Annotated in this window: 20 protein-coding genes; 7 read left to right on the forward strand and 13 right to left on the reverse strand. The window is 60.0% G+C overall.

Features of this window, described 5'->3' with window-relative positions; translation table 11 throughout:
• Window positions 1-34 precede the first annotated feature (34 nt).
• From SSARUM2_RS13270 to osmB, 4 genes are all read left to right on the forward strand, one after another.
• Window positions 35-934, forward strand: coding sequence for a glycyl-radical enzyme activating protein (locus tag SSARUM2_RS13270; protein WP_060452607.1), 900 nt, complete (start codon window positions 35-37; stop codon window positions 932-934).
• Between the two features lie 4 nt (window positions 935-938).
• Window positions 939-3,371, forward strand: coding sequence for a formate C-acetyltransferase/glycerol dehydratase family glycyl radical enzyme (locus SSARUM2_RS13275; protein ID WP_060420996.1), 2,433 nt, complete (start codon window positions 939-941; stop codon window positions 3,369-3,371).
• Between the two features lie 50 nt (window positions 3,372-3,421).
• Window positions 3,422-4,168 (forward strand): DNA-binding transcriptional regulator YciT, encoded by a 747-nt coding sequence (locus tag SSARUM2_RS13280; RefSeq protein ID WP_033647550.1) that lies wholly within the window; start codon window positions 3,422-3,424, stop codon window positions 4,166-4,168.
• A 271-nt stretch (window positions 4,169-4,439) separates the two neighbouring features.
• The gene (gene osmB, locus SSARUM2_RS13285) at window positions 4,440-4,658 is read left to right on the forward strand and encodes an osmotically-inducible lipoprotein OsmB (RefSeq protein WP_004945176.1); all 219 of its coding nucleotides are present in this window, start codon (window positions 4,440-4,442) and stop codon (window positions 4,656-4,658) included.
• A gap of 190 nt (window positions 4,659-4,848) precedes the next feature.
• Here osmB and yciH read toward each other — a convergent pair whose 3' ends face one another.
• Both yciH and pyrF read right to left on the reverse strand, forming a co-directional pair.
• Window positions 4,849-5,175, reverse strand: a complete 327-nt coding sequence (gene yciH, locus SSARUM2_RS13290; protein WP_033647552.1) for a stress response translation initiation inhibitor YciH — start codon at window positions 5,173-5,175, stop codon at window positions 4,849-4,851.
• Between the two features lie 10 nt (window positions 5,176-5,185).
• The gene (pyrF, locus tag SSARUM2_RS13295; RefSeq protein WP_049232982.1) at window positions 5,186-5,914 is read right to left on the reverse strand and encodes an orotidine-5'-phosphate decarboxylase; all 729 of its coding nucleotides are present in this window, start codon (window positions 5,912-5,914) and stop codon (window positions 5,186-5,188) included.
• Window positions 5,915-6,243: 329 nt separating this feature from the next.
• Between pyrF and SSARUM2_RS13300 the strand changes: the two genes are divergently transcribed.
• Both SSARUM2_RS13300 and SSARUM2_RS13305 read left to right on the forward strand, forming a co-directional pair.
• Window positions 6,244-6,504, forward strand: coding sequence for a YdgH/BhsA/McbA-like domain containing protein (locus SSARUM2_RS13300; protein ID WP_041035330.1), 261 nt, complete (start codon window positions 6,244-6,246; stop codon window positions 6,502-6,504).
• Between the two features lie 172 nt (window positions 6,505-6,676).
• Window positions 6,677-6,976 carry an Arc family DNA-binding protein gene (locus SSARUM2_RS13305; protein WP_033653022.1) on the forward strand — a complete coding sequence of 100 codons (300 nt, stop codon included), beginning with the start codon at window positions 6,677-6,679 and terminating at the stop codon, window positions 6,974-6,976.
• Window positions 6,977-7,035: 59 nt separating this feature from the next.
• Here SSARUM2_RS13305 and lapB read toward each other — a convergent pair whose 3' ends face one another.
• The 11 genes from lapB to SSARUM2_RS13360 all read right to left on the reverse strand — a co-directional run bounded on the left by lapB (window position 7,036) and on the right by SSARUM2_RS13360 (window position 17,902).
• Window positions 7,036-8,208 carry a lipopolysaccharide assembly protein LapB gene (gene lapB / locus SSARUM2_RS13310; RefSeq protein ID WP_033634721.1) on the reverse strand — a complete coding sequence of 391 codons (1,173 nt, stop codon included), beginning with the start codon at window positions 8,206-8,208 and terminating at the stop codon, window positions 7,036-7,038.
• Window positions 8,209-8,214: 6 nt separating this feature from the next.
• Complete coding sequence (locus tag SSARUM2_RS13315) at window positions 8,215-8,517, reverse strand: LapA family protein (protein WP_004930650.1); 303 nt, start codon at window positions 8,515-8,517, stop codon at window positions 8,215-8,217.
• A gap of 291 nt (window positions 8,518-8,808) precedes the next feature.
• A complete protein-coding gene (locus tag SSARUM2_RS13320; RefSeq protein ID WP_049195433.1) occupies window positions 8,809-9,606 on the reverse strand; it encodes an SDR family oxidoreductase in 798 nt (265 codons plus the stop codon).
• On the reverse strand, window positions 9,603-11,126 hold the full coding sequence (locus SSARUM2_RS13325) for an FGGY-family carbohydrate kinase (protein ID WP_060438592.1): 1,524 nt from the start codon (window positions 11,124-11,126) through the stop codon (window positions 9,603-9,605). The genes SSARUM2_RS13320 and SSARUM2_RS13325 overlap by 4 nt, the downstream gene beginning before the upstream one ends.
• Window positions 11,119-12,183 carry an ABC transporter permease gene (locus SSARUM2_RS13330; RefSeq protein ID WP_060452606.1) on the reverse strand — a complete coding sequence of 355 codons (1,065 nt, stop codon included), beginning with the start codon at window positions 12,181-12,183 and terminating at the stop codon, window positions 11,119-11,121. Before SSARUM2_RS13330 ends, SSARUM2_RS13325 begins: the two co-directional genes overlap by 8 nt.
• A 10-nt stretch (window positions 12,184-12,193) precedes the next feature.
• Window positions 12,194-13,693 carry a sugar ABC transporter ATP-binding protein gene (locus tag SSARUM2_RS13335; protein WP_060452605.1) on the reverse strand — a complete coding sequence of 500 codons (1,500 nt, stop codon included), beginning with the start codon at window positions 13,691-13,693 and terminating at the stop codon, window positions 12,194-12,196.
• Window positions 13,693-14,319, reverse strand: a complete 627-nt coding sequence (locus SSARUM2_RS13340; RefSeq protein WP_033647562.1) for a DUF2291 domain-containing protein — start codon at window positions 14,317-14,319, stop codon at window positions 13,693-13,695. The genes SSARUM2_RS13335 and SSARUM2_RS13340 overlap by 1 nt, the downstream gene beginning before the upstream one ends.
• A gap of 64 nt (window positions 14,320-14,383) precedes the next feature.
• Complete coding sequence (locus SSARUM2_RS13345; RefSeq protein WP_033647563.1) at window positions 14,384-15,316, reverse strand: D-ribose ABC transporter substrate-binding protein; 933 nt, start codon at window positions 15,314-15,316, stop codon at window positions 14,384-14,386.
• A 63-nt stretch (window positions 15,317-15,379) separates the two neighbouring features.
• On the reverse strand, window positions 15,380-16,180 hold the full coding sequence (locus SSARUM2_RS13350) for a GolD/DthD family dehydrogenase (protein ID WP_033647564.1): 801 nt from the start codon (window positions 16,178-16,180) through the stop codon (window positions 15,380-15,382).
• A gap of 10 nt (window positions 16,181-16,190) precedes the next feature.
• On the reverse strand, window positions 16,191-17,096 hold the full coding sequence (locus SSARUM2_RS13355; protein WP_033647566.1) for a transketolase C-terminal domain-containing protein: 906 nt from the start codon (window positions 17,094-17,096) through the stop codon (window positions 16,191-16,193).
• Window positions 17,097-17,098: 2 nt separating this feature from the next.
• Window positions 17,099-17,902 (reverse strand): transketolase, encoded by an 804-nt coding sequence (locus tag SSARUM2_RS13360; protein ID WP_033653013.1) that lies wholly within the window; start codon window positions 17,900-17,902, stop codon window positions 17,099-17,101.
• A gap of 388 nt (window positions 17,903-18,290) precedes the next feature.
• Here SSARUM2_RS13360 and SSARUM2_RS13365 point away from each other — a divergent pair, with 388 nt between their 5' ends.
• Window positions 18,291-19,085 (forward strand): DeoR/GlpR family DNA-binding transcription regulator, encoded by a 795-nt coding sequence (locus SSARUM2_RS13365; RefSeq protein ID WP_033647568.1) that lies wholly within the window; start codon window positions 18,291-18,293, stop codon window positions 19,083-19,085.
• Window positions 19,086-19,088: the final 3 nt, after the last annotated feature.

The following is a 19,088-nucleotide window of genomic DNA, read 5'->3' on the forward strand; positions in this document are numbered from 1 at the left end:
GGCGAAAGATTCAGCAACGCCAAACGGGTGACTCATGTTCTTCAATCTGCAGCGCTACTCGACCCATGACGGCCCCGGTATCCGCAGCGTGGTCTTTTTAAAAGGGTGCCCGCTGAGCTGCCGCTGGTGCCAGAACCCCGAAAGCCGCTCGCGCCACGCGGATCTGCTGTTTGACGAACGCCTGTGCCTGAGCGGCTGTACGCTGTGCGCCGAGCGCTGCCCGCAAGGCCTGCAGCGTGACGAGGGCGCGCTGACGCTGCGGCGCGAAGCCATCAGCGCAGACGACTATGCGGCGCTGGCCGCCGCCTGCCCGACCGGCGCGCTCAGCCTGTGCGGCAGCGCGGTCAACCCCGACGATATCATGGCCGAGGTGATGCGGGATAAGCCTTTCTACCTGCGCAGCGGCGGTGGTGTAACGCTGTCCGGCGGCGAACCCTTTATGCAGCCGGAGGTCGCGGCGGAGCTGCTGCGGCGCGGCCGCGAAGCCGGCATCCACACCGCCGTCGAATCCTGTCTGCACGTTCCGTGGCGTTACATCGCCCCTTCGTTGCCCTGGCTGGATCTGCTGTTGGCCGATCTCAAACACACCGATGAAGCGCGTTTCAACACCTGGACCGGCGGCTCCGCCCGTCGGGTGATGAACAATTTCCGCCGGCTGGCGGCGCACGGCGTGCCAATGACCGTGCGCGTGCCGCTGATCCCCGATTTCAACGCCGATCGCCATTCTGTCCGCGCGATTGTCGACTTCGCCGCCGACGAGATCGGCGTGTCGGAAATCCATTTTTTGCCGTACCACACGCTGGGCATCAACAAGTATCACCTGCTCGGCGAACCTTACCGCGCCTCCCGCACGCCGCTGGACGCGCCCGATCTGCTGGCCTTCGCCGAAGCGTATGCCGGCGCCAAAGGCCTGAGCGCCATTTTGCGAGGATAACGCCATGACTACGTTGGATTTGACCACCCTCAGCGCCCGCATCCAGGCGCATAAGAACGCGCTGATTCACATCGTCAAACCGCCGGTGTGCACCGAACGCGCTCAGCACTATACCGAGGCCTATCAACAGCATCAGGATCGGCCGCTGCCGGTGCGCCGCGCGCTGGCGCTGGCCAACCATCTGGCGAAGCGCAGCATCTGGATCGCCAACGACGAGCTGATCGTCGGCAACCAGGCCAGCGAGCTGCGCGCCGCGCCGATCTTCCCCGAATACACCGTCGGCTGGATAGAAAACGAGATCGACCAGTTGGCCGACCGGCCGGGCGCCGGCTTCTCGGTCAGCGAAGAGAACAAGGCGATTTTGCACCGTCTTTGCCCCTGGTGGCGCGGCCAAACGGTGCAGGATCGCTGCTATGGCATGTTTACCGACGAACAGAAGGCGCTGCTCGCCACCGGCATCATCAAAGCCGAGGGCAACATGACCTCCGGCGACGCCCACCTGGCGGTCAACTTCCCGCTGCTGCTGGAACTAGGCCTCGACGGCCTGCGTGAAAAGGTGAACGCCCGCCGCAGCCGCCTGCGCCTGACCGAGTGGGAAGATCTGCATAAAGCGCAGTTTCTCAACGCCATCGACATCGTGCTGGCGGCGCTGAGCGAACACATACTGCGCTTCGCTCACCTGGCGCGCGACATGGCGCAGCGCGAAACCCGCGACTGGCGGCGCACCGAGCTGCTGGCTATCGCAGACAACTGCGATCTGATCGCCCATCGCCCGCCGCACACCTTCTGGCAGGCGCTGCAGCTGTGCTATTTCATCCAGCTGACGTTGCAGATCGAATCCAACGGCCATTCGGTTTCCTTCGGCCGTCTCGACCAATATCTCTATCCCTGGTATCGGCGCGACGTCGAGCTGGAGCAGAACCTGGCGCGGGAAGACGCCATCGAGCTGCTGCACAGTTGCTGGCTGAAGCTGCTGGAGGTCAACAAGATCCGCTCCGGCTCGCACTCCAAGGCCTCCGCCGGCAGCCCGCTGTACCAGAACGTCACCATCGGCGGCCAAAAACTGCTCGACGGCCGGCCGTGCGACGCGGTCAACCCGCTGTCCTACGCCATCCTCGAATCCTGCGGCCGCCTGCGCTCCACCCAACCCAACCTCAGCGTACGTTACCACGCAGGAATGAGCGCCGATTTCCTCGACGCCTGCGTACAGGTGATCCGCTGCGGCTTCGGCATGCCGGCGTTCAACAACGACGAAATCGTCATTCCCGAGTTCATCAAGCTGGGGGTTGAACCGCAGGACGCCTACGACTATGCCGCCATCGGCTGCATCGAGACCGCCGTCGGCGGCAAATGGGGCTATCGCTGCACCGGCATGAGCTTCATCAACTTTGCCCGCGTGCTGCTGGCGGCGCTGGAACAGGGCCGCGACGCCACCTCCGGGCAGATTTTCCTGCCGCAGGAACAGGCGCTGTCCAAAGGAAACTTCGCCGATTTCGAGCAGGTGATGGCCGCCTGGGACCGACAAATCCGCTACTACACGCGCAAGTCAATTGAGATCGAATGCGTGGTGGACAGCGTGCTGGAGGAGAACGCCCACGATATTCTCTGCTCCGCGCTGGTGGATGACTGCATCGAACGCGGCAAAAGCATCAAGCAGGGCGGCGCCAAGTACGACTGGGTTTCCGGCCTGCAGGTCGGCATCGCCAACCTCGGCAACAGCCTGGCGGCGGTGCGCAAACTGGTGTTCGAGCAAGGGGCGATCGGCCAGCAGCGGCTGGCGGCGGCGCTGGCCGACGACTTCGCCGGGCTGGATGGCGAACAGCTGCGCCAGCGGCTGCTCAACGCCGCGCCCAAATACGGCAACGACGTGGACGAGGTCGATCGGCTGCTGGTGCGCGCCTACCAAACCTACATCGACGAACTGAAGCAGTATCGCAACACCCGCTTCGGCCGCGGGCCGATAGGCGGCGGCTACTACGCCGGCACCTCGTCAATCTCGGCCAACGTGCCCTTCGGCGCTGCCACCCTCGCCACCCCGGATGGACGCAAGGCGCACCAGCCGCTGGCGGAAGGCGCCAGCCCGGCGTCCGGCACCGACCACCTGGGGCCGACCGCGGTGTTCAATTCGCTCGCCAAGTTGCCTACCGAGGCAATCCTCGGCGGCGTGCTGCTCAACCAAAAGCTGAACCCGGCGACGCTGGACAACCCGCGCGATCGGGAAAAGCTGATGCTGATGTTGCGCACCTTCTTCGAGAGCTATCGCGGCTGGCATGTGCAGTACAACATCGTGTCGCGCGAAACGCTGCTGGCGGCGAAGCAACACCCTGACCAATATCGTGATTTAGTGGTTCGCGTAGCTGGCTATTCCGCCTTCTTTACCGCATTATCCCCTGAGGCGCAGGATGATATTATTGCGCGCACAGAACATACTCTTTAAACCTTTGACTCTTAGCGGCCGCGCCTTGGCGGCCGCATCATCAGGCCGATATGAATTTACGACAACAGACCATATTGCAGTTGGTTAACGATCGCCGGCGGATCAGCGTCAATGAGCTGGCGCGCGCCTCGGGCGTCTCGGAAGTCACCATCCGGCAGGATCTCAACCTGCTGGAAAAGCGCAGTTATCTGAAGCGGGTACACGGTTCCGCCGTGGCGCTGGAGAGCGACGACGTCGACGCCCGCATGATGTCCAATTTCACCCTCAAACAACGGTTGGCGCAATATGCCGCCGCGCAGGTCAACGACGGCGAAACGATCTTCATCGAGAGCGGTAGCGCCAATGCCCTGCTGGCACGCTACATCGCCGAGCGCAAGCGCATTACGCTGATCACCGTCAGCCACTACATCGCCAACCTGCTGAAAGAAACCGACTGCGACGTGATTGTGCTGGGCGGCATGTACCAGAAGAAAAGCGAGACCGTGGTCGGCCCGCTTACGCGGCTGTGCATTCAGCAGGTGCATTTCAACAAGGCGTTTATCGGCATTGACGGCTTTCAGGCCGAAACCGGCTTTACCGGCCGCGACATGATGCGCGCCGACGTGGTCAGCGCGGTGCTGGCCAAGGGCGTGGAGAATATCGTGCTGACGGACTCGAGCAAGTTCGGCCAGATCCAGCCCAACCCGCTGGCGCAGACCGGCCAGATCAGCCGGGTGATCACCGATTCGCGCTTGGCGCTGGAGTATCAGCATCAGCTGAAACGCCAGGGCGTACAGGTGGAGCTGGTTAACGAATAACGCAGGTCACCGCCGCACCGCGCGGGCTACACCGCGCGCCTTCCCCTTGCGCAGCGGGATTTTAAGACTATTTACCTGTTTATCCTTCCCGAGAAACCTATACTCAGTTTCGGCGCCTTTTGGCGCCGTAACTTGCTAATTATTCGGCCGTTAACAAAAAATGCCATTTTTTATATCGATACTGTACGGGAATCAACGGCAGGCCTGATTTATGGTTAACGCCTATACTTATAGGGCACTTCCATATAGCCAATGCTAAGGAGAAGTCATTATGATGATTATCAATAAACGTTTCGCCACCGCCGCGCTGGCACTGACTCTGGCGTTTTCACTCAGCGCCTGTTCCAACATGTCCAAACGCGATCGCAACACCGCTATCGGCGCCGGCGCCGGTGCAGTCGGCGGCGCAGTGCTGACAGACGGCAGCGCGCTGGGCACGCTGGGTGGGGCTGCGGTAGGGGGCATCATCGGTCACCAGGTTGGCAAATAACCTGACCGAGAGACCTCGGCCGACAGGCTGGCAAAAGCGCCTCGGCGCTTTGACGTATTAACCAGAATAACGATGATTTCAGGTCTGTTTTACTTTAAGTCTATGGTTCTTTTGCCGTTAACGGGCTAACCCCCGGCAGCAACAACCTCAAGCCATGCCGCAGTATTGCACCGCGGCATGGCGATTCACCTCAACCGCCCGCCAGTTTGACCTTCATGCCTTTGGCTTCCAGCAGCTGTTTGAGCAGATCGCGTTTATCGCCCTGGATCTCGATAATCCCGTCTTTCACAGAACCGCCGCAACCGCATTTCTTTTTCAGCTCGGCCGCCAGTTTGTCGAGCGCGGCATCATCCAGATCGACGCCGGCGATCAGGCATACCCCCTTCCCCTTGCGGCCGCTGGTCTGACGCTGGATGCGCACGATGCCGTCGCCCTTGGCGCGTTGCGGTTTAACGTCTTCCTGCTTGATGCGGCCGGTGTCCGTGGAATACACCAGGCGGCTGTTATCGTCATTCATCATTGCCTCCTCAGGCCAAAGAGGCGCGGATCGCGCGCAGCGTCGCGGCCGGATCCGCAGATTGGGTGATCGGACGTCCAATCACCATGTAGTCCACGCCGGCGGCCTGGGCCTGCACCGGGGTCATGATACGGCGCTGATCGCCCGCCGCGCTGCCTTCAGGGCGGATCCCCGGCGTAACCAGCTGGAAAGCCTGCCCGCAGGCGGCCTTCAGGCGCTGCGCTTCGTGTGCCGAACAGACCACGCCGTCCAGCCCGCAGTCGCGGGCCAGGCGCGCCAGGCGCTCGGCGTGTTCCGCCGGGCTGGCCTCGATGCCAATGCCGCGCAGGTCTTCCGCTTCCATGCTGGTGAGCACCGTCACGGCGATCAGCAGCGGCGCATCCGCTCCGTAAGGCAGCAGCGCTTCTTTAGCGGCGGTCATCATGCGCGCGCCGCCGCTGGCATGGACGTTGACCATCCAAACGCCCAGCTCGGCCGCTGCCGCAACCGCATGCGCGGTGGTATTGGGAATATCGTGGAATTTCAGGTCGAGAAACACGTCGAAACCGCGCCCGTGCAGATCGCGCACCAGCTGCGGCCCAAACAGCGTGAACATTTCTTTGCCCACTTTCAGCCGGCAGTCTTGCGGATCGATACGGTCGGCGAACGCCAGCGCAGCGTTCTTATCGGCGTAATCTAACGCCACAACGATTGGAGATGATTTTAAGTCATTGTTATTAGTGTTATTTTCAGACTTCATTTCTTCTACCTTCTGTAAAATGGACATAATCAGGTACTCACCCGCGAAACTGACCGCCGCATTCTACATGCCGGGGGCCAGAAATCCCAGCCGCAGCGCGTACCGCCGCTCTGTCATGTTACCTCTCACCTTTGTCATGGCGCGTCAACAAAAGCGCGTCAGCGATAAACCACGCAGCGTAAAACGTCGTAAAGATGCGTAAATTCTCAATCAAACATTTTGAACAACTTGCTCAGCATTATCAGATTTTCAAACGGCGCAGATGCTTTATTATTCACCACATCGGAAGCGAATGGCTTCCTTCCTAAATAAACAGACTGGAGTCACCTATGAAAACCATCAAATATTTTGCAGCCGCTACCGCTATCGCACTGACCTCTTTCGCTACCTTCGCCGCTGAGCCGGTCAACAGCCAACAGGCTGACAGCCTGACCGCCAGCGGCATCGTTTCCGCGGGCCATGCGACCACCCTCAGCAGCCTGGAGAAAAAACTGGCCGCTAAAGCCGATGCCCAAGGCGCCGGCAGCTACCGCATCATCTCCGCCGGCGGTAACAACATGCTGAGCGGCACCGCGATCATCTATAAATAATGTTTCCGGTACAGGGCCCGCACGCTCGGGCCCTGCCTCTGTTTCTCGCCTAAAAAACCCGCGTTTGCCTCACCCTTCTTTGTTACAGAAATATTAAATTTTTATTACACACTAGACACCCGATCGTCAGTGGCTTAGCTTGAAGGCATCTTCCTGCAGAAAGGCTTTCAAAATGAGCGAGATATCGACACTTACCATCAAAATTCCTCTGGAACTGAAGGAAAAAATCCGCGCCGCCGCCGCTGAAAACGAATTTTCGTTGAGCGTGGAAGTATGCCAGCGCCTGGAAAACAGCTTCAACGCGCCCGCCGCCAAGGCAGAAAAGCCGGCCAAAAAGGCGGATGAGCTGCACCACGGCGAGATCGACAATCAAAGCACCGAAGAAGAGGTTGAACAGCCGCTGAGCCAGAAAGAACTGAAGAAACTGCGCCAGCTGTTGAAAACCGGCGCCAAAGGCGGCAAGAAAAAGTAAGCGGCAAACGAAAAAACGGGGCGATAAATCGCCCCGTTTTGTTTTGCCCCGCCGCCGCGTTATTGCCCGTCCAGACCGCGGATCGGTTTGACCGATGACCAGGCTCGGCACGACGGGCAATGCCAATAGAGCGAGTGCGCGGTGAAGCCGCATTTGTGGCAGCGGTAACGCGGCTTGGTGCGAATTTGCTCGCCGACCATATCGCGCAACAGCAGCAGGCTCTCTTTCGCCCGGCCGTCTTCGGCGTCCGCCAGGTGATAATCCATCAGCCGGTAAAACACGCGCATGGTCGGATGGCGCTGCAGCTGGCGGTTGATATAGACCTGCACCACGTCGCGCCCTTCGTGCTGTTCGATGATCTCGGCCAGCATCAAATCGGCGGTGGCGCCGGTGTTCTCTTCCACGCAGCGTTTCAGGAATTCAACCCAGCTGTGCTGTTGTTCCGGCAGATGCGTGTAGCATTCCTGCAGCATCGGCAGCGTTTCGCTGACCAACTCTTTATCCTGGCTCAGCACGCGTTGCAGCGACTCTGCCGCTTTGGCGTAGTCGTTTTGCGCCATATAGATGCGCCCGAACATGATGGATACGCGCGCACACTGTTTATCGGCTGCGTCCGCACGTTTGAGCAGGCTCATCGCCCGATCGAGATCGTCGCTGCCCATCGCCTGCAGCGCCAGTTCGCAATAGAAGTGCGCGATCTCGACGCGCTGTTTCTCTTTACCCAGCTTGACCAGCTTTTCCGCCACGTCGATCGCTTTTTGCCAATCGCTGGTGGCCTGATGGATCACCAGCAGTTGCTGCAGCGCCGATACGCGAAAATCCGCTTCGTCAGTCAACTGGCTGAACATGTCTTCCGCGCGATCGTACAGCCCGGCCGCCATATAGTCGCGGCCCAGCTGCTGTACCGCCAGCAGGCGCTGTTCAAAGGTCAGGGAGGCGCTTTCCATCAAGGCCTGGTGGATGCGGATGGCGCGGTCGACTTCGCCGCGCGAACGGAACAGGTTACCCAGCGTCAGGTGGGCTTCAACGGTGTTGCTGTCCTCTTTCAACATGTCGAGGAACAGATCGACCGCCTTGTCCTGCTGGTTGGAAAGCAGAAAGTTCACCCCTGCCACGTATTCACGCGACAGGCGGTTGGCTTCTTGCTGTTTATCCTGCTGAGCGCTTCTGCGCCCCATGTACCAACCGTACGCGGCAGCCACGGGCAGCAACAGAAACAGCAGTTCTAACATAGAGGATTATTCCTTGCTGACAACGGGCTGAGCCGCCGGTTCAGCGGGCTGCTCAAGCTGCAGCTCCAGCCTTTTGATCTTGCGCTCGGCGCGGCCCAACGCAATGCGCGTGCGCAGGTAAAACAGGCCGCAAATGATCCAGCCGAGAACAAAACCGGCGCCAAACAGCGTGGCCAACAGGGTCGATACGCGATAGTCACCCTGCGCAACCAGATAGTTGAAATTGACCACCTGATCGTTATGCGCACCCAAGGTGACGGAAATCACGAAGATCACCAGAACCAACAAAAAAATCAGCAAATATTTCACATTCTTTCCCGCGATGCCGAGTGAATCGGATGAACGATGCCAAAACGTGGCGTCCCTAACCCTTAAGTTAGCATTTCCCACTGCGGCAGGGAAACCCTGCGGCACGATAAAACCACATATCTGCTGGCATATTCGGCAGTAAACGGCCTTAGCGAACAAATTGATGAGAAAGCTTCTCAAAACGTCGAATTTATAAGGATATGGGGGCGACGGCGCGGATTGCAATGGCGGGAAAATGTAAGCGGTTAATGCGGCGCCGTTCCGACGCCGCGTTTTTGTGACACAGTCACGTCATGACATGATTAACCCGCCGTCCACATTGATGGTTTGGCCGGTGATGTAGTCGGCATCGTCCGAGGCAAGAAAGGCCACGAGACCCGCCACGTCCTCGGGCTGACCGGCGCGCTTGAGCGGAATACCCGCCACCCACTCGGCCATCAACTCCCCTTTGCCGTAGGTTTTTTCCGGCCCGCTGAGAATTTCGCCCCAAACGCGGTCGTTATATTCCCACATCTCGCTTTCAATGATGCCGGGGCAGAATGCATTGACGGTAATGCCATACGGTGCCAGCTCGAGCGCTAAACTTTGCGTAATGCCGATCACGCCCATTTTGCTGGCGGCGTAATGCGGTGTGTAAATGAATCCGTTACGCCCCTGACCGGAAGAGGTGTTGATCAGTCGCCCCTGGCGCTGGCCGACCATATATTTAGCCGCTTCCCGGCAGCAGAGCCACACCGCAGTGGTATTTACCGCCAACACTTTCTCAAAATCGCTTTTGGGCATCTGGTCAAAACGATCGATAGTGATCACCCCGGCGTTTTGAATGGAAACGTCGATCGCGCCGAATTGCTCCCAAGCCTGACGATAAAAATCAACCACCTGCGCCTCATCGGTGACGTCGAGGATCACCGGCAGAATCTCCACACCATAACGCTGGCGCAGCGTTTCCGCCGTGGTCAGAATGCGTTCCGCATTCGATGCAATCACCAGATTGGCGCCCAAACGGGCGAAGCGCTCGGCGATGCCGGCCCCAATGCCGCGGCATGCGCCGGTAATCACCACGGTTTTCCCCGTGAAATCACGATTCATGGTTGTTCTCCTGTCATCAATGAGCTCGCCTGCGGCCGCCACAAGGTGCGTTGCACCGCCTGCCGCCAGGCGCTGTAGTTTTCCTGCAGCTGCCGGTGGCGCTGCATATCGGGTTTAAATTCATCATGTTGGGGCAACAATGCCGCCAGTTGCCGATCGGTAGTCCCCCACAGGCTGCGCATCGCCATCAGCGCCGCCCCCAGCGCCGAGAGTTCCGCCGTGTTGCTGCGCCACACCGGGCAACCCAGCAGATCGGCCTGAAACTGCATCAGCCAGTCATTGCGGCTGGGGCCGCCATCGGCCATTAACCCCTGCAATGCAAAACCCGGCTGTTGCCGCAATACGCCGATCACATCGGCGATTTGATAAGCCACCGACTCAAATGCGGCCCGCACCAAATGTTCCCGCCGCGTGCCGCGGCTGAGGCCGCAGATCACGCCGCGCGCCTGCTCATCCCACCAGGGTGCGCCGACCCCGGTCAGTGCCGGCACAAAATAGACGCCACCGCTGTCGGCCACGCAAACAGGCAGTTCACTTAACGGCGTCTCGCCCCCCGCCGGCATGGCGGTGATATCCAGCATCCAGGCAATGGCGTCGCCGGTGTGGGGAATATTGCCCTCCAGCGCATACTGCATACGCTCGCCATCGTGCCAGGCGACGGTCGTTGCCAGAGCGCTCGTGTCGCATTGCGCTTCGGCGATCGGCGCCATCACCGATGAACCGGTGCCATAGGTGGCCTTAACCTGCCCCGCCTGGCCGAGCGCATGGCCGTACAGCGCCGCATGCGAATCACCGACCATCGCGCCAATCGGAATGCCGTCGGCAATGCCTTCCAATCCCAACGTCGCGCCGAACACATGGCTGGAGGGGGAGATCGTCGGCAGCGCCTGGCGGGGAATGTTGAACAGCGCCAGCATCCGCTCGTCCCAATCGCCGGAGGCAAGGTTCAACAGCTGGGTGCGAGCGGCATTGGAGGTATCGCAGCCGAATGCCTGTCCTCCGCTCAACTGCCACAGCAGCCAGGCATCGATGGTGCCAAGGCAGATTTCCCCGTTCTCCGCCATCCGTTGCCCCCCTTCGCAGCGATCGAGCAACCAGCGCATTTTCGCCGCCGAGAACAGCGGTGAAAGCGGCAGGCCGGTGGCGCGACGCACCACTTCGGCCTGCCGATCGTGCCGCAGCCGTTCACAGAAATCGGCAGCGCGCGCGCATTGCCAGGTTAGGGCCGGCCCGATCGGCTGGCCGTCGGAACGCCGCCAGCCGATGGCGGTTTCACGCTGGTTGCTGATGGCGATACCGGCAATACGGGATGCGCCGGCCAACGCAATCGCTTCCCGCAGCACCGCCAGAGAGGCTGCCAGCAAGGCCTCGCCCCGCTGCTCCACCCAACCGGGCTGCGGCGTCTGCAGCGTCAACGGCCTGCTGGCTCTGGCGACGATCGCCCCCTGCGCATCCACCACCACGGCCTTGGCGTTGCTGGTGCCTTCGTCCAACGCGACAATGCAATCCGCTTTAGCCATGGCTCACCTCAGCCAGCGGCTGCACCGCTTTTTTATCCTGCCGCTGCATCAAAATGACCTTGCTCTGCAAACGCTGCTGGAACTGGTCAATCACCACGGCGGTAACGATCACCAGCCCTTTAATCACCATTTGCCAGAACTCGCTGACGCCCATCATCACCAGACCGTCCGCCAGAAAAACGATCACAAAGGCGCCGATGATCGAACCGAATACCCTGCCGCGGCCACCGCTGAGCGCCGTACCGCCCAGCACCGTCGCGCCGATGGCGTCCATCTCGAACATATTGCCGGTCATCGGGTGCGCGGTTTGCAACTGAGAAGCGATGACCAGCCCCACCAGCGCCGCACACAGCCCGGAGAAGGCATAGACGAACATTTTCACTTTGACGATCGGCACTCCCGACAGCCGCGCCGCCGGCTCATTGCCGCCAATCGCATAGATATAACGGCCCAGCGGCGTTTTCTTGGTGAGATAGATCCCCAACAACACGATGGCCAACATCAGCCAAATCGGGTTGTAAATCCCGAGAAAGGTGCCGGATCCCAGGGCCGCGAAACCGGTGTTGCCCAGCGCTTCCATGCCCACCAGATTGGGATAGGTTTTGCCGTCCGCCGTCAGCAATGCCGCCCCACGCGCCACGTACATTGCGCCCAGGGTACAGATGAATGGCGCAACGCCGAGCCGCGTGATCAGCGTGCCGTTGACCAACCCCAACAATACGCCCAACAGCGCCACCGCGCCGAGCACTTCGAAAACGTTGAGAAACAGCCGGTTGCCATCCCACAGCGGGATGCCGACGGTCAACAGCGCACCGGCGATCATCCCGCACAGGCCCGCCACCGCGCCGACCGACAAATCGATGCCGCCGGTGAGGATCACCAGCGTCATGCCAACCGCCAGCAACCCGGTAATCGCCACGTGCTGCGTCATGATCAGCAGATTGGAGACGGTCAGAAAATTCGGCACCATGCTGCTGAAGAACAGCACCACCAGCAACAGGGCGATGAAGGTGCGCGCCTGCAGCAAATACATATACAACCGATACTTGGTTTGCATTGCCTTATCCTTATGCGTGTGGGGTTGAGGCGCGGATCAGCGTTTCGCGATCGGCCCGTTCGCGCGGCAGATCGGCCGTCAGTTTCCCGTCCGCCATCACCATCACCCGGTCGGCCAGTGAGACCACCTCATCCAGCTCCGACGAAGAGAACATCACCGCCAGCCCCTGGCGTGCCATCGCGCCAATCAGGTGATAAACGTCCGTTTTGGCGCCGACGTCGATTCCGCGCGTCGGCTCATCGAGAAACACTACCTGCGGCCCGGTCAGCAGCGCCTTGCCCAACACCACTTTCTGCTGATTGCCGCCGCTCAGGCTGGTGATTGGCAGCTCCCGGTCACTCACCTTGATCGCCAGTTTTTCGATCATGCCATCGACCAACGCACACTCCCCGGCCGATGCCAACGGCCGCAGCGCGTTGCGCCCCAGGCTGGCCAGGGTCATGTTGGCCTTGATCGACATCATCTGCACCAAGCCCTCCGCCTGCCTGTCTTCCGGCACCAGCGCCATGCCCAACGCCATGCGCTGACGAAACCCCAACCGCTCCACGCTTTTGCCGTTGAGCAGAATGCGGCCTGCCGTCTGGCGCATCACGCCGTTGATCACCTTGAACAGTTCGGTGCGGCCGGCGCCCAACAGGCCATAAATGCCGATCACTTCCCCTTTGCGCAGTGAAAAACTGACGTCGTTAAGGCAATAGCCGCCGTTTTCACGCGGCAGCGTCAACTGCTCAACCTTCAGCACTTCATCCCCTTGCTCTGCCGCGCAATAATCAAAGTGCTTGCTCTTTTCCCCGACCATCTTTTCGATGATCCACGGGATGTTGACGTTGCAGACCGGCTCGGCGGCAACAAAACGCCCATCGCGAAACACCGTGATGCGATCGCCAATCTCCATCAGCTCTTCCAGACGGTGAGAAATGTAGATGATGGTGACGCCGCGTTTTTTCAGATCGGCGATCACCCGAAACAGCGTGCGCACTTCAGCCTGGCTCAGCGCCGACGTCGGCTCATCCATGATCAGCACCCGGGTGTCCTTCGCCAAGGCGCGAGCAATTTCCACCAGCTGCTGATGTCCGATGCCGAGACTGCCCAACGGCGTATGCGGATCGATGTCCAACTCCAGCCGCTGCAGCAAGGATTTGGCCAGCTGATATTGATAGTCCACATTGATGCGGCCACGCTGGAAGAACTCGTTGGCCATAAAAATGTTGTCCATCACCGACAGGTTGGGGAACAGGTTCAGCTCCTGGAAAATAATGCTGATCCCGAGCCGCTCCGCCTGCTGCGTGGAAGTTAGCGTCACCGCTTTACCCTCCAGCTCGATGGTGCCGGAGGACGGGGTTTCCACCCCCGCCAGCAGCTTCATCATGGTCGACTTGCCGGCGCCGTTTTCGCCGATCAGCACGTTGACCTGATTGCGAAACACTTGATAACTCACGCTATCCAATGCCGTGACGCCAGGATAGAGACGCGAAACGTTGCGCGTTTGAATAATGACCGGATCGCTCATCACGCCCCCTTAGGTTGAATGCGTACCGGCGTGATCAACAGCGGCTCGGCAGGCGCCTGCCAACTGCTGAATACGCCGTACACGGTAATGTGGTCACCCACCTTGGGCGGGGATCCGGCGAGTTCGTCGATCGAAGCCTGATTAATCGCCCTGGCAAAATCGCCGAACAGCGCTTGGTCATTGAAATCGCTGTAGCTCAGCCCGCGATAGCTGTCGCGCAACGCCGTACCGCGATAAACCGGCCCGATCTGCACCTCCACGCTGCTGAGCGGCGCATCGGTCAGCTTGAGCGTTAATTTTCCGCTGCGCGACCGGGTGTTGACCGCCGCGACTTCACCGCTGACCTTAACGTTGAAATAACAAGGGAACTCCGGTTGAGCGCGGTACCCCAGCAGATCGCAGGCGCTGTCAAAATCCTTGGCCTGGGCGATCCGGGCGAGCAGCTCGCCCAGCGGCTGCGCCGTTTTGACCGCTTGCGGAGCGATTTGGCTGCGGTAAATTTCCGCCGCCTGCGCCACATGCGGATTCACCGGGGAGCGAAGCTCCGCCAGCTTTTTCTCCGAAACGATACGGCAACCGCTCAACGCCAGGACGACGGTGACGGCCAGCGCAATGCGCATCGACATAACAACACCTCCGATCGCACCCCGCCGCCGGGACGGGGTGGTGAAAGACGCCGCTCAGCGCGGATTACGGTTTGAAGTTGAAGTCACTGACCCGTTGCGCATTGTCTTTGCCGATCAGGATGCCGCGGAACATCACGCGCTCCTTGCCGGTATAGCTGCCGGATTGGAAATAACCGTCGAGGATTTCAACGCCCTGCGCGGCGATCGCCTGCGCCTGCAACATCACACTGGCGTAGAGGCTGCCGTTGAGAATGGCGTCGCGTTCATCGTTGCTGCCGTCGATGCCCACCACGGTGACATCATGCCGGCCGGCGGCCTTCAGCGCCGCCACTGCGCCCAGCGCCACCGGGCCGTTGCCGCAGATCACGCCTTTGATGTCCGGATGCGCCTGCAGAATGCTGTCCATGATGCGTTTCCCTTCCAGCAGATTGCCCTTGGCATCCTGACGCGCCACGCTGACCATCTCAGGGTATTGGTCGATCACGTTGTGGAACGACTGCGAGCGCGTAACGCAGTTATTGTCCGCCAGGTTGCAGGTCAGCTCGGCGTATTTGCCGGTTTCCCCCATTTTTTCGACAAACTGGTTGGCGACGTCCGAGCCGGCCTGGAAGTTGTTATGGGTGATCTGCGCCAACGCCACGCCATCGACCGGGATCTCGCGGTTGATCAGTACCACCGGAATACCGGCGTTTTTCGCCTGCTGCACGGCGGCGACGCTGGCCTGAGAATCGGCGTTATCCAAAATGATGCCCTGAACCTTGCGGCCGATAACCAGGCTGATCAGCTCCCCCTGGCGCTTAACGTCTTCGCCGTGCGACAACACCAGCGTCTGGTAACCGAGCGACTTGGCCTTGCTCTCGGCCCCCTTGGCCTCTGCGGAGTAATAAGGGTTATCCAGCGAATTGACGAGAATGGCGATCGTGCCCTTTTCCGCCGCCATGGCAGAGGTGCAGGCAAAACCGGTGAGCAGGGTAAGGTAAGTGGCTATTTTTCTCATGATGGTGTTCTCTTATCGTTGTGTTGAACATCGTCTGGTGTTGGCGATCGCTGCAGTTGCCGCTTACCAAATGGTAAAACCGCCGTCGATCATCAGGTCCGCGCCGGTGATCATGTCGCTGCCGTTGCTGGCAAAAAACAGGATCGCCGCCGCAATTTCGTCGGTATAAGCAAAACGCCCCAGCGGGATCAGTTTTTTCATCGCCTCGCCCTTCTCGCCGCGCCAGGCTTTCTCTCCCATAGGCGTCAGCACCACGGTGGGCGATAACGTGTTGACGGTGATGCCGTGCGGCGCCCACTCTTTGGCCATCACCTTGGTCATGCCCAGCAGCCCTGCCTTGGCGGCGGTGTACGCGCAGTGATCGTCAATGGCGATGGAGGCCGCCTGCGACGCGATGTTGATGATTTTCCCGCCGTGGCCGGCGGCTATCGCACGGCGCGCCAGTTCCTGCGAGCACAAAAAAGGCCCGGTGAGGTTGACCGCCAAGTGGCGCTGCCACTCCTCGAGCGTCACTTCCGTCGCCGGCTGCAAATTGACGTAGCCGGCGCAGTTGACCAGGATATCGAGCCGGCCAAAGCGCCGCTGAGCCGCGTTGAAGGCGGCAGCCACCGAGCCGGGTTCGGTCACGTCGCACACCTGGCAGAACACCTGTTCTTCACCCAACTCCCGCAGCGCCGCCGCGGCCTTGTCCTGTTCAAAGGCCGGATACATCAATACCAGGCGCGCGCCCTTCTCCAGCAGCAGGCGATTGGCGGCCATCGCGATGCCGCCCAGACCGCCGGTGATCACCGCTACCTTCCCTGCCAGCGACATCCGGCTATCGACACCGTAGCGTAAATTAACGTCGTATTCGTTCTGCTCCATCGCATTCCCCCTATGGCGTTAACTGAGCATGCAACCCTGCGGCGTCGATGGCGTATTGCCGCCGCAGCGCCGCCCGGCTGCTGCTGTGGGTAAATTCATAAGCCGGCACGCCCAGCGCGGTAAACGGCCGCGGCAGCTGATGCCGCAGCAACAGCTCACCGATGATGGTGCCCAGGCCACCGCTGAGGGCGTGCTCCTCCATGGTCAGCACCCGGCGGTGCGAACGCATCAACGCCACTACCGCCGCCTCATTGAGTGGCCAGAGCGAAGGCAGCGAGACGATGGTCGGGTTATCGCCCAATTCCAGCACCTTCATCGCCTCGTGCGCCACCGTCCCCAGGCAAAACACCAGGCTGTCAGATCCTTGATGCAGCACCTCCGGCTCTCCGGGGCGGAAGTGATAGCTCGCGTTCAGCACCGGCAGCTTGTCGCTGTCCATACGGATATAGGCCGGGCCGGGTTGCGCGATGACATAACGGACAATCTCTGCCGCTTGTCGCGCATCCGCCGGCGCATAGACGCTGAGATTGCCCAGCGTGCGGGCGATGGCGATATCGTTCATGCAATGGTGCGTCGCCCCCAGCGGCCCATAGCCGAATCCGGCATTCAGGCCGAGCATTTTCACGTTGGTTTCCGTGTAGCAAACATCGTTTTTCATCTGCTCGTTAGAACGGGCGAACAGGAAAGGCGCTGCGTTGGCGGTAAAGACCGTGCGACCGCTGAGCGCCATGCCGGCGGCCATGCCCACCATATTTTGTTCGGCGATGCCGACGTTCACCACTCGCTCCGGATAAGCCTGCTCAAAGGGCGCGATTTTCGACGTGGACGTGGAGTCCGCCACCATCACGCTCAGATCTGCCCCCGCCAGCTGCTCTTCGATCAACGCCGTCACCACGGCATCGCGTAAGTCCTGCATGTTCACCCCTCCAGTTCCGCCAGCGCCTGCGCCAGCTGTTGTTCGTCCGGTACCGCGTGATGCCAGGCGGCAACGTTAGCCATAAACGACACGCCGTGCCCCTTTTCGGTATTGGCCAAAATCACCCGCGGCTTGTCCTGGCTCGGGCGTTGGATCGCCGCCACCAGCGCCACCGGATCGTGCCCGTCGCATTCCAGGGTTTCGAAACCGAAAGCGCGCCATTTTTCCGCCAGCGGCTCCAGCGGCATGATGGCCTCTGTCTTGCCCGCCAGCTGCAGCCGGTTGCGATCGACGATGGCAATCAGGTTATCCAGCTTGAATTTGCTGGCCGCCATCGCCGCCTCCCAGTTGGAACCCTCCGCCAGCTCGCCGTCGCCCAGCAGCACGAACGCGCGGCGATGTGCGCGCCCGGCCAGTTTGTTGCCCAGCGCCAGCCCCACGGCGATCGGCAGGCCATGCCCCAAACCGCCGGAGTTGATCTCCACCAGCTCCGGCAGCTTCTGCCGCACCGGATGCCCGGCCAGCAAGGTGTCGTCGCCCATGAACTGATCGAGCACCGCCGGATCGAGCAGGCCCATCGCCGCGCAGCTGCAGTAAAAACCGCCGGCGCCGTGCCCTTTAGACAAAATGAACCGATCCTGATCGGGCCGGGCATTGCCGCGATCCATCACCGCCATATACAAGGTGCAGATGATGTCGATTTCCGACAGATCGGCGCCGGTATGGCCCTTGCCTGCCTTATGGTTCATGGTCACCACATATCGGCGCGCCTGGCGCGCCGTGTTTTTAATCGCCTGGAAGTCCATCGTCACCTCTGTTTGAGCACGTTGATTATCGTTATCGCCTCTAAAACGATCCGCTAACCCGCCATTGATTTTCGAATGGAAATCATATGCAGCAAAAACGATAATTAATGTGGGCAAGATCAAATTTCAAGCAAAAGCACGCAACAGGCGGAATCACAATTCACAAAAAGCAATAAATAACAATGAAATGAAAACATTCAAATAACTTAAAATTCGTTTTACCCGGTGACTTTTGCTGATACCATAGACTTTCGAATAAAAATCAATATGGGTTGACCGGGTTTATCCATAGCTTTATCAATAATCGCGAGCTAAAATTCAGCGCATCAATAAGGAGTTGCCGTGGCAAACCGCCCGGCGGGAACTGACAGGTGCAGGAGTCTTTCGATTGAAAAGCAAAAGCGAACAGCTGGCGGAAATGCAGCAACGGCGCGAAAAGATCCTCGACATGATCCGCGAAGACGGCTCGGCGACGGTCAAAATGCTGACCGATACCTTCAAGCTGACCGAAGCGACCATTCGCACCGACCTGCGGGTCCTGCAGCAACAAGGTTATGTGCAGCGTTTCCACGGCGGCGCAACCCTGGTCGATGGCAAGCAAAACACCCATGCCATGCTGTTGGAACGCCAGGTCAACCTGACCGCCAAGGATCGCATCGGCAAGCTCGCCGCCGGTTTTATCGAACCGGGCGACACCATCATTCTTGATTCGGGCACCACCACCACGGCTATCGCCAATCACCTGAGCCACATCAAGAAACTGTCCGTTATCACCACCGGCGTCAATATCGCGCTGCAGCTGGGCGGCGAACCGGGCGTGAACATTTTGCTGACCGGCGGCTCGTTCAAATTTCCGACGCTTTCCACTTCGGGGGACAAAGCCGCCGGCTTCTTCGAGAACGTTCTGGCCCAGAAACTGTTCCTCGCAACGGCCTGCATCTCACCCCGCCACGGCCTCAGTTTCCCAAGCGAGACCGACATCAAACTGAAAACGGCGATGATCAACGCAGCCAACACGGTGTATGTGGTTGCCGACTCCAGCAAAATCGATAAGGTGTCGATGTTCGCATTGCCCTGTGACTGGCAGCATATCGACTATTTGATCACCGACGACGGTATCAGCAATACCGCCATACAGGCCTTTGAGAAGGTGGGAGTAAAGGTGTTGGTGGCAGGCGCCTGACGG

Origin of the sequence: Serratia sp. K-E0102, assembly GCF_029962625.1 — a bacterium.
GTDB lineage: Bacteria > Pseudomonadota > Gammaproteobacteria > Enterobacterales > Enterobacteriaceae > Serratia > Serratia sarumanii.

What these genes read in the sequence shown, in the direction of transcription:
- SSARUM2_RS13335 (WP_060452605.1), bottom strand. Translation starts at nt 13,693, where the DNA reads ATGAGCGATCCGGTCATTATTCAAACGCGCAACGTTTCGCGTCTCTAT.
- SSARUM2_RS13270 (WP_060452607.1), top strand. Translation starts at nt 35, where the DNA reads ATGTTCTTCAATCTGCAGCGCTACTCGACCCATGACGGCCCCGGTATC.
- SSARUM2_RS13350 (WP_033647564.1), bottom strand. Translation starts at nt 16,180, where the DNA reads ATGGAGCAGAACGAATACGACGTTAATTTACGCTACGGTGTCGATAGC.
- pyrF (WP_049232982.1), bottom strand. Translation starts at nt 5,914, where the DNA reads ATGAAGTCTGAAAATAACACTAATAACAATGACTTAAAATCATCTCCA.
- SSARUM2_RS13345 (WP_033647563.1), bottom strand. Translation starts at nt 15,316, where the DNA reads ATGAGAAAAATAGCCACTTACCTTACCCTGCTCACCGGTTTTGCCTGC.
- SSARUM2_RS13340 (WP_033647562.1), bottom strand. Translation starts at nt 14,319, where the DNA reads ATGTCGATGCGCATTGCGCTGGCCGTCACCGTCGTCCTGGCGTTGAGC.
- SSARUM2_RS13305 (WP_033653022.1), top strand. Translation starts at nt 6,677, where the DNA reads ATGAGCGAGATATCGACACTTACCATCAAAATTCCTCTGGAACTGAAG.
- SSARUM2_RS13330 (WP_060452606.1), bottom strand. Translation starts at nt 12,183, where the DNA reads ATGCAAACCAAGTATCGGTTGTATATGTATTTGCTGCAGGCGCGCACC.
- SSARUM2_RS13280 (WP_033647550.1), top strand. Translation starts at nt 3,422, where the DNA reads ATGAATTTACGACAACAGACCATATTGCAGTTGGTTAACGATCGCCGG.
- SSARUM2_RS13275 (WP_060420996.1), top strand. Translation starts at nt 939, where the DNA reads ATGACTACGTTGGATTTGACCACCCTCAGCGCCCGCATCCAGGCGCAT.
- SSARUM2_RS13355 (WP_033647566.1), bottom strand. Translation starts at nt 17,096, where the DNA reads ATGCAGGACTTACGCGATGCCGTGGTGACGGCGTTGATCGAAGAGCAG.
- SSARUM2_RS13325 (WP_060438592.1), bottom strand. Translation starts at nt 11,126, where the DNA reads ATGGCTAAAGCGGATTGCATTGTCGCGTTGGACGAAGGCACCAGCAAC.
- SSARUM2_RS13320 (WP_049195433.1), bottom strand. Translation starts at nt 9,606, where the DNA reads ATGAATCGTGATTTCACGGGGAAAACCGTGGTGATTACCGGCGCATGC.
- SSARUM2_RS13300 (WP_041035330.1), top strand. Translation starts at nt 6,244, where the DNA reads ATGAAAACCATCAAATATTTTGCAGCCGCTACCGCTATCGCACTGACC.
- yciH (WP_033647552.1), bottom strand. Translation starts at nt 5,175, where the DNA reads ATGAATGACGATAACAGCCGCCTGGTGTATTCCACGGACACCGGCCGC.
- SSARUM2_RS13360 (WP_033653013.1), bottom strand. Translation starts at nt 17,902, where the DNA reads ATGGACTTCCAGGCGATTAAAAACACGGCGCGCCAGGCGCGCCGATAT.
- osmB (WP_004945176.1), top strand. Translation starts at nt 4,440, where the DNA reads ATGATGATTATCAATAAACGTTTCGCCACCGCCGCGCTGGCACTGACT.
- lapB (WP_033634721.1), bottom strand. Translation starts at nt 8,208, where the DNA reads ATGTTAGAACTGCTGTTTCTGTTGCTGCCCGTGGCTGCCGCGTACGGT.